This window comes from Sphingomonas sp. G-3-2-10 (assembly GCF_012927115.1).
In the GTDB taxonomy this organism is placed as follows: Bacteria; Pseudomonadota; Alphaproteobacteria; order Sphingomonadales; family Sphingomonadaceae; genus Sphingomonas.
Map to the genome: position 1 here is coordinate 3,135,235 of NZ_JABBFY010000001.1, position 13,256 is coordinate 3,148,490.

General features: G+C 67.0%; 12 protein-coding genes. 2 read left to right on the top strand and 10 right to left on the bottom strand.

Going from position 1 to position 13,256, the window contains the following annotated elements:
* Positions 1 to 7: 7 nt before the first annotated feature.
* Positions 8 to 1,489, top strand: coding sequence for an aldehyde dehydrogenase family protein (locus tag HHL13_RS15730; protein WP_169556544.1), 1,482 nt, complete (start codon positions 8 to 10; stop codon positions 1,487 to 1,489).
* 39 nt (positions 1,490 to 1,528) lie between these two features.
* Here the strand turns inward: HHL13_RS15730 and HHL13_RS15735 are convergent, their stop codons facing one another.
* The 5 genes from HHL13_RS15735 to HHL13_RS15755 form a co-directional block, all read right to left on the bottom strand.
* Positions 1,529 to 1,852, bottom strand: a complete 324-nt coding sequence (locus HHL13_RS15735) for a hypothetical protein (protein ID WP_169556545.1) — start codon at positions 1,850 to 1,852, stop codon at positions 1,529 to 1,531.
* A gap of 113 nt (positions 1,853 to 1,965) precedes the next feature.
* Positions 1,966 to 2,334 carry a hypothetical protein gene (locus tag HHL13_RS15740; RefSeq protein WP_169556546.1) on the bottom strand — a complete coding sequence of 123 codons (369 nt, stop codon included), beginning with the start codon at positions 2,332 to 2,334 and terminating at the stop codon, positions 1,966 to 1,968.
* Positions 2,335 to 2,467: 133 nt separating this feature from the next.
* Complete coding sequence (locus tag HHL13_RS15745; protein ID WP_169553748.1) at positions 2,468 to 2,740, bottom strand: hypothetical protein; 273 nt, start codon at positions 2,738 to 2,740, stop codon at positions 2,468 to 2,470.
* A gap of 164 nt (positions 2,741 to 2,904) precedes the next feature.
* Positions 2,905 to 4,068 carry an acyl-CoA dehydrogenase family protein gene (locus HHL13_RS15750; RefSeq protein ID WP_169556547.1) on the bottom strand — a complete coding sequence of 388 codons (1,164 nt, stop codon included), beginning with the start codon at positions 4,066 to 4,068 and terminating at the stop codon, positions 2,905 to 2,907.
* Positions 4,069 to 4,078: 10 nt separating this feature from the next.
* Positions 4,079 to 5,206, bottom strand: a complete 1,128-nt coding sequence (locus HHL13_RS15755; RefSeq protein WP_169556548.1) for a CaiB/BaiF CoA-transferase family protein — start codon at positions 5,204 to 5,206, stop codon at positions 4,079 to 4,081.
* A 119-nt stretch (positions 5,207 to 5,325) separates the two neighbouring features.
* On the opposite strand from HHL13_RS15755, the gene purH reads away from it, so the two are divergent.
* Positions 5,326 to 6,915 (top strand): bifunctional phosphoribosylaminoimidazolecarboxamide formyltransferase/IMP cyclohydrolase, encoded by a 1,590-nt coding sequence (gene purH, locus HHL13_RS15760; protein WP_169556549.1) that lies wholly within the window; start codon positions 5,326 to 5,328, stop codon positions 6,913 to 6,915.
* Between the two features lie 51 nt (positions 6,916 to 6,966).
* Here the strand turns inward: purH and HHL13_RS15765 are convergent, their stop codons facing one another.
* From HHL13_RS15765 to HHL13_RS15785, 5 genes are all read right to left on the bottom strand, one after another.
* Positions 6,967 to 8,463, bottom strand: a complete 1,497-nt coding sequence (locus tag HHL13_RS15765; protein WP_169556550.1) for a lipopolysaccharide biosynthesis protein — start codon at positions 8,461 to 8,463, stop codon at positions 6,967 to 6,969.
* 60 nt (positions 8,464 to 8,523) lie between these two features.
* The gene (locus HHL13_RS15770) at positions 8,524 to 8,991 is read right to left on the bottom strand and encodes a hypothetical protein (protein WP_169556551.1); all 468 of its coding nucleotides are present in this window, start codon (positions 8,989 to 8,991) and stop codon (positions 8,524 to 8,526) included.
* A 12-nt stretch (positions 8,992 to 9,003) separates the two neighbouring features.
* Positions 9,004 to 11,787: a DNA polymerase I gene (polA, locus tag HHL13_RS15775; RefSeq protein ID WP_169556552.1), complete on the bottom strand. Its 2,784-nt coding sequence runs from the start codon at positions 11,785 to 11,787 to the stop codon at positions 9,004 to 9,006.
* Positions 11,788 to 11,844: 57 nt separating this feature from the next.
* On the bottom strand, positions 11,845 to 12,462 hold the full coding sequence (locus HHL13_RS15780; RefSeq protein ID WP_169556553.1) for a hypothetical protein: 618 nt from the start codon (positions 12,460 to 12,462) through the stop codon (positions 11,845 to 11,847).
* A 76-nt stretch (positions 12,463 to 12,538) separates the two neighbouring features.
* Positions 12,539 to 13,231, bottom strand: a complete 693-nt coding sequence (locus HHL13_RS15785; RefSeq protein WP_169556554.1) for a 2OG-Fe(II) oxygenase — start codon at positions 13,229 to 13,231, stop codon at positions 12,539 to 12,541.
* Between the last annotated feature and the right edge of the window lie 25 nt (positions 13,232 to 13,256).

Below are 13,256 nucleotides of genomic sequence, written 5' to 3' on the forward strand. Positions count from 1 at the left end.
CCTGCCCATGACCAGTCTTTCCCCCGCCGGCACCGAAGCCGCCGACATCCTGGCCGCGCTCGGCTGCCCCCTCACCGCCGCCGGGCGCACCTCGCCGGTCGACGGATCGACCATGCCCGCCGTTCCCGAATGCGAGTCGGTCGATGCCGCCATCGCCCGCTCGGTCACTGCGTTCGAAGCGTGGCGTTCGGTGCCCGGCCCGGTGCGCGGCCAGCTCGTCCGGCTGTTCGGCGAAGCCTTGCGCGAGCATCGCGACGCGCTGGGCCGGCTGGTGACGATCGAGACCGGCAAGCCGCTTTCCGAAGGCGTCGGCGAAGTGCAGGAGATGATCGACATCTGCGAATTCGCGGTCGGCCTTTCCCGCCAGCTTTACGGCCTGACCATCGCCAGCGAGCGCGCGAGCCATCACATGCGCGAGATGTGGCACCCGCTGGGGCCGGTCGCGGTGATCAGCGCGTTCAACTTTCCGGTCGCGGTCTGGGCATGGAATGCCTGCCTCGCGCTGGTCTGCGGCGACAGCGTGTTGTGGAAGCCGAGCGAGAAGACGCCTGTCACCGCATGGGCCGTCCAGTCGGTGTTCGATCGGGTGGTGAAGGACTTCGGCGCCCCCGAGGGCCTGTCGCAACTCGTCACCGGCGGACGCGATGCGGGCGAGGCGCTTGCCCGCGATCCGCGCATCCCGCTCGTCTCGGCGACCGGCAGCGTGCCGATGGGCCGCGCGGTCGCCACGGTCGTCGCCGGGCGTCTGGGCCGCAGCCTGCTCGAACTGGGCGGCAATGCCGCGACGATCGTCGCCCCCACCGCCGATCTGGAACTGGCGTTGCGCGCCATCGCGTTCGGCGCGGCGGGCACGACCGGCCAGCGCTGCACCACGATGCGGCGGCTGATCGTGCATGACAGCATCTACGACGCGCTGCTGCCGCGCCTGAAAAAGGCGTTCGGATCGCTGCGCATCGGCGATCCGCGCAAGGGCGACACGCTGATCGGTCCGATGATCGATGCCGGCGCGGTCAAGGCGATGAGCGCGGCGCTGGAACGCGCGCGCGCCGAAGGTGGCGAAGTGACCGGCGGCGAATGGCTGGGCGATTGCTATGTCGCGCCGGCGCTGGCCGAGATGCCGGGCCAGAGCGATCTGGTGCGCGAGGAGACCTTCGCCCCGATCCTCTATGTCCTGCGCTATTCGGAGTTCGACGAAGCGATCGCGCTTCAGCGCGACGTGCCGCAGGGCCTGTCCTCGTCGATCCTGACCAACGATCTGCGCGAAGCCGAGGCGTTCCTGTCGGCCACGGGCTCCGATTGCGGCATCGCCAATATCAATATGGGCACGAGCGGCGCCGAGATCGGCGGCGCGTTCGGCGGCGAGAAGGAAACCGGCGGCGGGCGCGAGTCCGGATCGGACAGCTGGAAGGCCTATATGCGCCGCCAGACCCAGAACGTGAATTACGGCCGCACCCTGCCGCTGGCGCAGGGCGTCGAATTCGACCTGTGACGGGAAAGGGCGGGGCGCCGAAGCACCCCGCCCCTCGCTTCAGCCGATATCGGCGATCAGGAAGGCGATCACCACCACGGTGACCACCAGCAAAGCGGCGATGGCATAGCCGGTCATCGACGGCTTGAACGCCTTGGGATGATCGGCGCGAAGCTGGTCCATCTTCGCCTGCATCCCCGGCCGCGAGGACAGCGAGCCGCGCTGGAGGATCGGGGCGCTGGTCATGAACAGCAATGCGCGTTCGACTTCGGCGGGCATCACATCGGGATAGCGCCGGAGAATGTCCTCGACCGCCGCGACGGTGGTGTCGGCCGCGTCGCGCGGAACGGTCCATTCGGGGTTGGATTCATGTTCGATAATCATCGGATACTGCCTTGCATGGCGCGCGCCGCTGCCCGTGGCAGCCCGGCGCACGCATCGTATTGAGCGCCCGCCCGATCAGGCCGGGCAGGCGAATTGCTTGAAATGGGGAAGGATCAGGCCAGTGGCGGCGCGCGCGGCTGCGCGGCGATGCGCCAGCGCAGCGGCTGCTGGATCGTCCCGGCCGCGGCGACCGGAGCGACCGGGGCGCTCGCGACATGGACAAGCGCCGGCGCCAGCGGAAGCAGCGCCGGACCATCGTCGAAATCGCGGCCCGAACCGGGCTTCGATCCATGAACGGTCCGCCGCGCATCGACATGGCGGTCCTGCGATTGCAGCGCATGGGGAGCCGGCGACTGGGCGCTGACGATCGTGACGCCATTGCTGCCCGGCGCCCCGCCCGGATCGGGCAGGACGGCAAGGAACAGCGCGACCGCGAAGCAAAGCAACGCGGTGCCTGCCGAACGGAAGCGTTCGAGGGTCACGCTCGGACTATAGGGTATCGGGGCCGAAAAAGCGACCCGGGCAGCGGTCGAACGGACATGACCGGCAAGCAGCCGCTCGATCTGCGCGAGCGGAAGCCACCGGTCACGTCGCCCCTATCAAGGACGGCAGCGCTTATTTCTTGCTGTCGAGATGATCCTTGTAGATCGCGGCGCCGCCACCGAGATACGCCCCGATCGCGAAGCCGATGGCCGTGCCGATGCCCGGAACGATCGAACCGACAGCCGCGCCGATCGCCGCGCCCGTACCGATCGGCACCAGGCCGCCTGCCGCACGCTCATATTCGCGCGCCTCGAATTCCTGAGCGGCCTGTTCGCCCTGCTCGTGCCGAATACGCCTTGCCCGCCGCTGGATGTCGTCGTCGATCCGTCCAAATCCGCTCCGCATGAGTTTCATCCCTGCCAGATTGCGCCTCCAGTCAGAAGTGGCGGAATCGTTAATTAGTTCCACACCATCGCGATATTCGGCAGACTATTCGGTCGGAATTGGATGTATCAAAATATAGTTCTCGTGTTTATTTCGATCTATCAGTATTTTATCTTGGATGCTTACTAAAGCGACCGCGCGATCAGCAGCTTCATGATCTCGCTCGATCCGCCATAGATGCGCTGGACGCGGCTGTTCCGGAACATCCGCGCGATCGGATAGTCGTTGATATAGCCATAGCCGCCGTGGAGCTGGAGACAGGCGTCGACGATCTCCCACTCGGTCTCGGTCACCCACAGCTTGGCGATCGCGGCGGTGGTCAGGTCGAGCGTGCCGTCGACATAGCGCTGGACGCAATCGTTGACATAGACCTTGGCCACCGTCGCCTTGGCCTTGCATTCGGCCAGCTTGAACTGGGTGTTCTGGAAATCGAAGATGCGCTGGCCGAACGCCTCGCGTTCCTTGACATAGTCGGTGGTGGTTTCGAGCGCGCGTTCCATCGTCTGGACGCTGCCGACGGCGATGATCAGCCGTTCGCGCGGCAGCTCGGCCATCAGCTGGCGGAAGCCCTGCCCTTCGCGGTCGCCCAGCAGATTGTCGGCGGGCACCCACACATCGTCGAAGAACAGCTCGCTGGTGTCCTGCGCATCCTGCCCGATCTTGTCGAGCGCCTTGCCCCGGCGGAATCCCTCGGCCTGGTCCGCTTCGACCACCAGCAACGACACGCCCTTGCCGCCCAGCGCCGGATCGGTCTTGGCGACGACGATGATGAAGTCGGCGATCTGGCCGTTCGAGATGAAGGTCTTCGCGCCGTTGATGCGATAGCCGTTGCCGTCCTTCAGCGCGGTGGTGCGGATCGCCTGCAGGTCCGATCCGGCGCCCGGCTCGCTCATCGCGATTGCCGCGACGCTCTCGCCCGAACAGAGTTTGGGCAGCCAGCGCCGCTTCTGCTCCTCGGTGCCGTGCGCCAGCACATAGGGCAGGATGATCACATTGTGCAGCGACAGGGCGAACCCCTCGACGCCGTGCTTCGCGACTTGCTCGACCAGCGCGACATCGTGGCGGAAATCGCCGCCCGCGCCGCCATATTCGGTGGGAATCGCGACGCCGAGCAGCCCGGCCTCGCCTGCCTGCCGCCAGAAGCTGCGATCGACCTGCCCTTCGTCGCGCCATTTCTGGATGCGTTCGGGCGTCGCTTCGCGTTCGAAGAAGCGCGCAGCGCTGTCGGCCAGCAATTCGATCTCGGGATCGCGCATACAGGCAGGCGGCGGCACGTCGAGTACGGGCATGCGAGTCTCCTTATCGAAAGGTGCCGGCGGCGCGCAGTTCGGCGATCCGCTCCGGGGAATAGCCGAGCCCGGCGAGCAAAGCCTCGGTATCCTCGCCTACCTCGCGCGGCGGCGTGGGCGGATCGGCAGGCGTGCCCGACAGGCGCGGCGCGGGGGCAGGCTCGGTCTTGCCGCCCACTTCGATGAAGGTGCCGCGCGCGGCGTTGTGCGGATGCGCCGCAGCCTCGGCCATTGTCAGGATCGGCGCGACGCAGGCGCCGGTCGAATCGAACGCATCGACCCATTCGTCGCGCGGGCGCGTGGCGAACAGCGCATCGAGCCGCGCGATCTGCCGCGTCCAGCCCGACGGATCGAGCTGGCTGGCGAAATCGGGATCGTCCTTCAGCCCCAGCCCTTCGACCAGCACCGCCCAGAATTGCGGCTCGATCGCGCCGACCGAGATGAACTTGCCGTCGCTACAGGCATAGGTGCGGTAGAAGGGCGCCGCGCCGCTCAGCATCGTCGCGCCCGGCCCGTCGCGCCACAGCCCGGCGGCACGCATCCCCCAGCTCATCGCCGCGATCATCGCCGCGCCGTCGGTCATCGCGGCATCGACCACCTGCCCCGCGCCGCCGCGCTGCACCGACAGCAGCGCCGCGAGCATCCCGAAGGCGAGCATCATCCCCCCGCCGCCATAGTCGGCGACATAGTTGAACGGCGGTACGGGCGGCTGACCGGGGATGCCGATCCCTTCCAGCACACCCGCTATGGCGATGTAATTGATGTCGTGCCCCGGCGCGTCCGCCAGCGGCCCTTCCTGCCCCCATCCGGTCATCCGGCCATAGACCAGCTTCGGATTGTCGCCGATCAGCAGCTCCGGCCCCAGCCCCAGCCGTTCCATCACGCCCGGACGGAACCCCTCGATCACGCCATCGGCGCTGCGGCACAGGTCGCGCGCCACGGACACCCCCTCGGGTGTCTTGAGGTCGATCACCGCGGACCGGCGCGAGCGGGCCAGCGAACGCGGGCCGAAGCCGCCGCCGTGCCGCTCGATCCGGATCACTTCGGCGCCATGATCGCCCAGCATCATCGCGCAGAACGGGCCCGGCCCGATCCCGGCGAATTCGACGATGCGCAATCCCGCAAGCGCCCCGGCCATCATCCTCTCCCGGAGCGTGGAACCGCTCGCTTACATCGGTGTAAGTGAGCATGGCTTTCCCCGCAATCCGTCACGGATGGGGTTGCGCGCGCGGCCATGATCCGTAGAGGAGCGCGCTCATGGATCAGGTCAAAATCGCCCGCGCGCTGCTCTCGGTCTCCGACAAGAGCGGAATCATCGAACTCGGCCAGGCACTCGCCCGCCACGGTGTCGAACTCGTCTCCACCGGCGGCACCGCCACTGCGCTGCGCGATGCGGGGCTGACGGTCAGCGACATTTCCGACCTGACCGGCTTTCCCGAGATGATGGATGGCCGGGTCAAGACCCTCCACCCCAAGGTTCATGGCGGCCTGCTCGCGGTGCGCGACGACGCCGGGCACATGGCTTCGGCGAACGAGCATGCGATCGGCATGATCGATCTGGTCGTGGTCAATCTCTACCCCTTCGCCGCTACCGTCGCGAAGGGCGCGGACCGCGACACGATCATCGAGAATATCGATATCGGCGGCCCGTCGATGGTCCGCTCGGCGGCGAAGAACCACGCCTTCGTCACGATCGTCACCGATCCGGCCGACTATGCCGAGCTGATCGCGGCGATGGACGCCAATGGTGGCGCGACGAGCCTCGATTTCCGCAAGCGCCTCGCCGCGCGCGCCTTTGCCGCCACCGCGACTTATGACGGGATGATCGCCAGCTGGTTCGGCTTTGCCGATCAGCAACAGCTGTTCCCCGAAACGCTGCCGATCACGCTGAAGCACAATGCCACGCTGCGCTATGGCGAGAATCCGCACCAGCAGGCGGCCTTCTATGCCGCGACCGGCCCCTCGACGCCCGGCATCGGCCAGGCGCGGCAGGTGCAGGGCAAGGAGCTGAGCTACAACAACCTCAACGACGCCGATGCCGCGCTCGAACTGATCAGCGAGTTCCGCGATGCCGATCCGTCGGTGGTGATCGTCAAGCACGCCAATCCCTGCGGTGTTGCGACCGCGGCGACGCTGGAGGAAGCCTATGCCGCGGCATTTGCTTGCGACACCGTGTCGGCGTTCGGCGGGATCATCGCGCTGAACCGCACGCTGGACGAAGCGACTGCCAAGGCGATCGCGGGCATCTTCACCGAAGTGGTGGTGGCACCCGACGCCGACGAAGCGGCGCTTGCCGTGTTCGCCGCGAAGAAGAATCTCCGCCTGCTGCTGACCGGCGAGCTGCCCAATCCGGCGCGCGGCGGGATCACCGCCAAGTCGATCACCGGCGGCTGGCTGATCCAGTCGCGCGACAATGGCGCGGTTGCGCAGAGCGATCTCAAGGTTGTGACCAAGCGCCAGCCGACCCCGAGCGAACTCGCCGACTGCCTGTTCGCGTGGAAGGTCGCCAAGCACGTCAAGTCGAACGCCATCGTCTATGCCAAGGGCGGCAGCACCGCCGGCGTTGGCGCGGGCCAGATGAACCGCCTCGAATCCGCGCGCATCGCCGCGTGGAAGGCCAAGGACGCTGCCGAAAAGGCCGGCTGGGAAACCCCGCGCACGATCGGCTCGGCGGTCGCTTCGGACGCCTTCTTCCCCTTCGCCGATGGCCTGCTGGCGGCGGTCGAAGCCGGCGCCACCGCCGTGATCCAGCCGGGTGGATCGATCCGCGACGAGGAAGTCATCGCCGCAGCCGACGCAGCGGGCCTCGCGATGATCTTCACCGGAATGCGCCACTTCCGGCACTAAGTGCTTCCTCTCCCTCTCCCGCCTTCGCGGGAGAGGGAGAGGGGTACGGTATCACACCGTGCCGTCGATCCGCGGCGTCTGTTCCTTGGGCATCTTCTGGAACAGCGCCCGGTCCTCGGGGCCGAAGGCCAGCTTGAGCAGCACCGCGAAATAGGCCGCCAGCATCAGCGGGATGCCCGCGGTCAGCTGGAGCCATTCGGGCAGCTTGCTGATCAGCACGCCGGTCCCCGCACAGGCGATCATCGCCGCGAACAGGCCCCAGCGCAGCCCCGACACGCGCTGGCCGAGCAGGCTGGAGAGCAGCCAGCTCTTGATCACCGATCCGACCAGCAGCGAGAAGGCGAGCGCCAGCGCCGGGCCGACGGCCTGATAGGCGATGGGATAGCCCAGATCGCGGATGATGATGACGAACACGAAGCTGAGCACGGCCTGAAGGCACAGCATGCCCGTAGAGATCATCAGATTGCGGTGGCGCGCGATATAGACCAGCCCGCCCTCGGCGATCGCACCGGGTGCCGCGAACACTTCGGCCGCGAGCAGGATGCACAGCGCCGCCGAACCCGCGACGAAGCCGTGCCCGAGCAAGCCGAGCACCCCGTCCGAAGTGATGCCGATGGTGATCGCGATCGCCGCCTGCACCGCGATCACCCAGAAGGCGACCTGCCGCACCTGCTTGGCGACGGCGCCCATGTCGCCCGCCGCAAGGCTGCGCGTGACGACGGGCCCGAGGATCGGATCGAAGGTGGTCTTGAGCCGCTGTGCCGGCGAAGCGAGCTGCTGCGCCATATAATAGATGCCGACCACGGCGGGCGAGAACAGCACGCCCAGGATGAAGCGATCGATGTTGCGCGATCCCCACTCCAGCGCATCGGCTCCGGCCAGCGGCGCGTTGGCGCGCGCCATCTGCCACAGCTTCACCGGATGGGGCCGCCAGCCATGCGGCACGCCATACATGCGGATCAGCGGCACCATCGCTGCGATCAGCATCGCGAAGGTGGCCAGCACGTACGAGATGATCAGCCCGTCGCGCGACGAATACCATGCCAGCACGAACGCCGCGCCGCTGATCGTCCACGGCTCGACGATCGCCCGCGCCGTCACCGACGCGCCGACATTGTGCCGGTACGCCAGCGCCGAAAAGGCCACGTCGCACCATGCCAGCGCGAAGACGATGCTGGGCAGCAGCCATTCGAGCCCCGTCGCCTGGCTGTTGGGGAACATGATCTGCGGGAACAGCCCCAGCACGAAACTGGCGCAGACCGATGCGATCAGCGCGACCACCAGCGCATCGGCGACGACGTGGTTGTGCGGCCGGCTGGTGGTGGACAGCGCTTGCGCCAGCCCGCGCTTGAGCCCGAGCGTGGACAGCAACGCCGCGATCTCGATGACCAGCACCGCCAGCGCGAACCGCCCGACCACTTCGGGACCATACCAGCGCCCGGCGATGAACAGGAACGGCAAGCGCCCCGCGAGACGGATCACGAATCCGAGGATATTGGTCCGCCCGCCCTTGGCGAGCTGGGCGATGTCGTCGGGTTTCTCAGTCACGCGCGGTCGCTGCCCATCGTGCCCCGGGATTAGGCCCAAGACGGCCAAAAGCCAATGGAATCAACGCTCCGTGCTCCAGCCCTGCCAGTCCGATGCCTTCTTGCCGCTCTTGCGATACTGCATCGTCCCGCCGCGGCGGCCGATCTCCCACATCGTCGCGGCACGCGGGCCATCGACGATGAACAGACTGCGGCCCAGCTGTCCGGCCAGCGTGCCGTCCGCGGCCGTAGGCGGCTTGCCGCCGGAGCGGATCCAGACGAGCGCCACGACTTCGTCGCGCGCCGCCACCTCCGCATTGGGCGCCCCCGCCGAAATGCCGACCAGGATCGCTTCGCCCTTCGCGTCGCGCCCGAGATAGAGTGTGCGGCCGCCGGGGGCCGAACCGGCGGGCGTGACCGACGCGAAGAACTGCGCGCTGCTCGCCATCGCGGCATCGGCTTCGAAATCCGGAGCCTGCTCCTGCGCCATCGCAGGCACGGCGACGACGGATGCCACGACCATGCCGAACGCCATCAAACCCGTCCGCATCTGCGTCTCTCCTTAGTGCGCCGCGCCCCAGCTGGAACCCACACCGATCTCGACGCCCAGCGGCACGCTGAGCTTCACCGCCGGTTCGGCAGCGGTCGCCATCACGCGTTCGATCACGGGCCTGGCGGCTTCGACATCGCCTTCGGGCAGTTCGAACACCAGTTCGTCATGCACCTGAAGCAGCATCCGCACGTTCGGCAGCCCGGCTTCGGCCAGCGCGGGCCCCATCCGCGCCATCGCGCGCTTGATGATGTCGGCGCTGGTGCCCTGGATCGGCGCGTTGATCGCGGCGCGCTCGGCCCCCTGACGGACATGCTGGATCGGCGCCTTGATCTGCGGGAACCAGGTCTTGCGGCCGAACAGGGTCGTGGTGTGGCCGCGCTGGCGGGCCCCCTCCAGCGTCTCGTTGATATAGGCCGAGATGCCGGGGAAGCGCTCGAAATAGCGCGAGATCATCGCCTGCGCTTCGTCGGCGTCGATTTCCAGCCGGCTCGCCAGACCCCAGCGCGAGATGCCGTAGAGGATCGCGAAGTTGATCGTCTTCGCCCGCCCGCGAGTATCGCGATTGACCTCGCCGAACAGCTCGTTGGCGGTCGCGGCGTGAATGTCCTCGCCGCGCAGGAACGCTTCGCGCAACTGGGGCACGTCGGCCATATGCGCCGCCAGCCGCAGCTCGATCTGCGAATAGTCGGCCGCGAGGATGACGTTGCCCGGCTCCGCCACGAACGCGTCGCGAATCTGGCGGCCGATCTCGGTGCGGATCGGGATGTTCTGGAGGTTGGGATCCGTCGAACTCAGCCGCCCGGTCTGCGCGCCGGTCAGCGAGTAGCTGGTATGCACCCGCCCGGTGTCGCGGTCGATCTGCGCCTGCAGCGCGTCGGTATAGGTGGACTTCAGCTTCGACAGCTGGCGCCATTCGAGGACGAGGCCGGCGATGGCGACACCCTCGGCCTTCATCTTCTCCAGCACGGTGACGTCGGTGGAATAGGCGCCGGACTTGCCCTTCTTGCCCCCCTTGAGGCCCATCTTGTCGAACAGGATCGCGCCAAGCTGCTGGGTCGATCCGATCTGGAAGGGCTGGCCCGCCTCGGCCTGAATCTCTTCCTCCAGGCGTGCCATCTCCTGCGCGAAGCGGCTCGACAGCAGCGACAGCTGATCGCGGTCGACCTTGATCCCCGCGCGCTCCATCGCCGCGACCACCGGGATCAGCGGCCGGTCGACCATCTCATAGACGCGCGTCGCGCCCTCATAGGCCAGCCGCGGCTTGAACCGGGTCCACAGCCGCCAGGTGACGTCGGCATCCTCGCCGCCATATTGGGTGGCCGCGTCGAGCGGCACCTGCGCGAAGCTGATCGCTTTCTTGCCGGTCCCGGTCACATCCTTGAATGCGATGCAGCTATGTTCGAGCACCGCATGCGCGACTTCGTCCATCCCGTGCCCGGCGAGCGACTGGCCCGCGTCGAGATCGAAGCTCATCACCATCGTGTCGTCGATCGGCGTCACGTCGAGGCCGTGGCGGATCAGCACGTTGATGTCATATTTGATGTTGTGCCCGATCTTGAGCACGCTCGGATCGGTCAGCAGCGGGCGGAGCAGCCGCACCACATCGTTCAGCGGCAGCTGCGGCGGCGCCTCGGCGAACATGTCGTCGCCGCTCTTGTGGCCGATGGGGATGTAGCAGGCCCGACCGGGCTTGGTCGCGAGGCAGATGCCGACCAGCGCCGCGTTCATGGCATCGAGCGAATCGGTCTCGGTATCGATCGCGATGGTGCCGCTGGCACGGCTCTCGGCGATCCATGCCTCCAGCCGCTCGATGCTGGTCACCGTTTCATAGGCATTGCAGTCGATCGGGGGCAGCTCGACGAAGTTCGGCGCGTCCGACGCGGAAAGCGCCACCGCAGCCGCGACCGGATCGGCGGTCTCACGCCCCGGTGCATGTGCGGCCATGCGCGACAGCAGCGTCTTGAACCCCTGATCCTCGAGGAAAGCCCGCAGCGGTTCGGGCGGGATGCCGTCGAGTTTCAGCTCGTCGAGCGTCATCGGCACGGCGGTGTCGGTATGGAGCGCGACCAGCTTGCGCGAAAGCAACGCCATGTCGCGATGCTCGATCAGATTGTCGCGCATCTTGCTCGGCTTCATCCCCGGCGCGGCTTCGAGCACCGCGTCGAGATTGCCGAACTCGCCGATCAGCTTGGCGGCGGTCTTGGGGCCGATGCCGGGCACGCCGGGGACGTTATCGACCGTATCGCCCATCAGCGCGAGGACGTCGCCCAATTGCTCGGGCTGCACCCCGAACTTGGCCTCGACATATTCCGGCCCGCGCCGCTCATTCTTCATCGTGTCGAGCATGTCGACGCCGGGCTGGATCAGCTGGGCCAGATCCTTGTCCGAACTGACGATGGTGACGCTCCATCCAGCCTCGACCGCGCGGCAGGTGTAAGTCGCGATGATATCGTCCGCTTCGAACCCCTCCTCCTCGATGCACGGCAGCGAGAAGGCGCGGGTCGCCTCGCGGATCAGCGGGAATTGCGGGATCAGGTCTTCCGGGGGCGGCGGGCGCTGCGCCTTGTACTTGTCGTAGAGATCGTTGCGGAAGGTGTGCGATCCCTTGTCGAGCACCACCGCAAGGTGAGTCGGTCCTTCCGCCTTGTCGAGCGCGTCGGCCAGCTTCCACAGCATCGCGGTATAGCCATAGACTGCACCCGCCGGGGTGCCATGCCGGTTCGTCAGCGGGGGCAGCTGATGATAGGCGCGGAAGATATAGCCGGAGCCGTCGACGAGATAGAGATGTGGCATCGGCGAGGGGATAGCCGAGCCGGGGGACGGAACAAAGCCCCCCGGCACAGGCGGTCTTCAGGCCATCACGACATTCTGGAGCGAGAAGGTGAACGGCGTCGCGGTCGGGCCGGCACCGCCGCCGGACATGACGATATCGGCGCTGGCGATGCCGAGCAGCGAAATCTCGGTATTGATCTCGGACAGGATCGCCGAATTCATCACCTCGCCTTGCACCACCTGCGACGCGACGCCGATCCAGATCGTCGGCTTGAACTGAAACGCCGCCGTCTGGCCAGGCGCGACGCTGGGCTTGGTCGCAAGCAACCTGCCCATCTTGTAGATGCCGGCGCTGACCGATCCTTGCGGCAGCGCATTGAGCACCTGCACCTCGTTCTGGGACGTCGCCGCGCCGGAAGCCTTCAGCACATCGCCCGCGGCCGTCATGCCCACCGAAAAGGCCTGGCCGTGCGCCGCGGGCAGCTGGGGCGTGTAATTGCCCCAGCTGTCGCTCGATCCGACCTGCATCGACATCGGGAAGACGAACGGATGATTCTCGTTCTGGCCGCAATTCTGGATGACGTGCCACGCCACGGCGAGTTCGCCATAATTCGCCGCGACATTCTTCTGGAAGATTACGATCTGCGAATTGTTGGCGTCGTTCGAATTGTTGATGAAGTTGAGCTGGATATCCATGTCCGTCCTCTCCGCCGGTTTGCCGCGATGCTAGGCGCATGGCGGGCTGAATCCAGATCATTGCGGACTCGAATCATTAGGCGTCGTGAAGGATGATTCCCAGCGAGTGGCGGCTTCCGGAGCGGATCGTGCCGACGCCGTGGCGCATCGCGGTGCGATAATAGCCACGCGTCCCGCGCACCGGACGCTGGTTGACCGCGAAGATCACCGCATCTCCCTGGCTAAGCGGTACCACCTCGGCGCGCGACTGCATTCGCGGGCGCTGTTCGGTCAGCACGAAATCGCCCCCGGTGAAATCCTCGCCCGGCCGCGACAGCAGGACCGCCATCTGGAACGGGAAGACATGCTCGCCATAAAGGTCGCGGTGGAGGCAGTTATAGTCTCCGGCGCCATAGCGCAGCAGCAGCGGCGTCGGCCGCGACTGCCCGTCGGCGCGGCATTGTCCGAGAAAATCGGCATGACGTTCCGGAAAGCGCCGGTCGATGCCCATCCGGGCGTTCCAGCCATTCGCCACCGGCACCAGCCGCGAATAGAGCGCTTCGCGCAGCCGCTGCACCGGATCGGGCAGCGGATAGGCGAAATAGCGATATTCGCCGCGCCCGAAGCCGTGCCGCGCCATCACCACATGGCTGCGAAACTGTCCGGGCGAATCGTAGCGCGCGGCCATATCCGTGCAGGCGGCGGCATCGAGCAGGCGAGGCAGCACCGCATGGCCGGAAGCGTCGAGGTCCCGCGCAACGGCGGTCCAGTCATGGCGATCGAAGGTCATGCCGACGCAATGCGGCCCCGGGCCC

Bases quoted from the DNA above. Each gene is read 5' to 3' on its own strand.
- HHL13_RS15730 (WP_169556544.1), top strand. From the start codon at position 8: ATGACCAGTCTTTCCCCCGCCGGCACCGAAGCCGCCGACATCCTGGCC.
- HHL13_RS15735 (WP_169556545.1), bottom strand. From the start codon at position 1,852: ATGATTATCGAACATGAATCCAACCCCGAATGGACCGTTCCGCGCGAC.
- HHL13_RS15745 (WP_169553748.1), bottom strand. From the start codon at position 2,740: ATGCGGAGCGGATTTGGACGGATCGACGACGACATCCAGCGGCGGGCA.
- HHL13_RS15750 (WP_169556547.1), bottom strand. From the start codon at position 4,068: ATGCCCGTACTCGACGTGCCGCCGCCTGCCTGTATGCGCGATCCCGAG.
- HHL13_RS15755 (WP_169556548.1), bottom strand. From the start codon at position 5,206: ATGGCCGGGGCGCTTGCGGGATTGCGCATCGTCGAATTCGCCGGGATC.
- purH (WP_169556549.1), top strand. From the start codon at position 5,326: ATGGATCAGGTCAAAATCGCCCGCGCGCTGCTCTCGGTCTCCGACAAG.
- HHL13_RS15770 (WP_169556551.1), bottom strand. From the start codon at position 8,991: ATGCGGACGGGTTTGATGGCGTTCGGCATGGTCGTGGCATCCGTCGTC.
- polA (WP_169556552.1), bottom strand. From the start codon at position 11,787: ATGCCACATCTCTATCTCGTCGACGGCTCCGGCTATATCTTCCGCGCC.
- HHL13_RS15780 (WP_169556553.1), bottom strand. From the start codon at position 12,462: ATGGATATCCAGCTCAACTTCATCAACAATTCGAACGACGCCAACAAT.
- HHL13_RS15785 (WP_169556554.1), bottom strand. From the start codon at position 13,231: ATGACCTTCGATCGCCATGACTGGACCGCCGTTGCGCGGGACCTCGAC.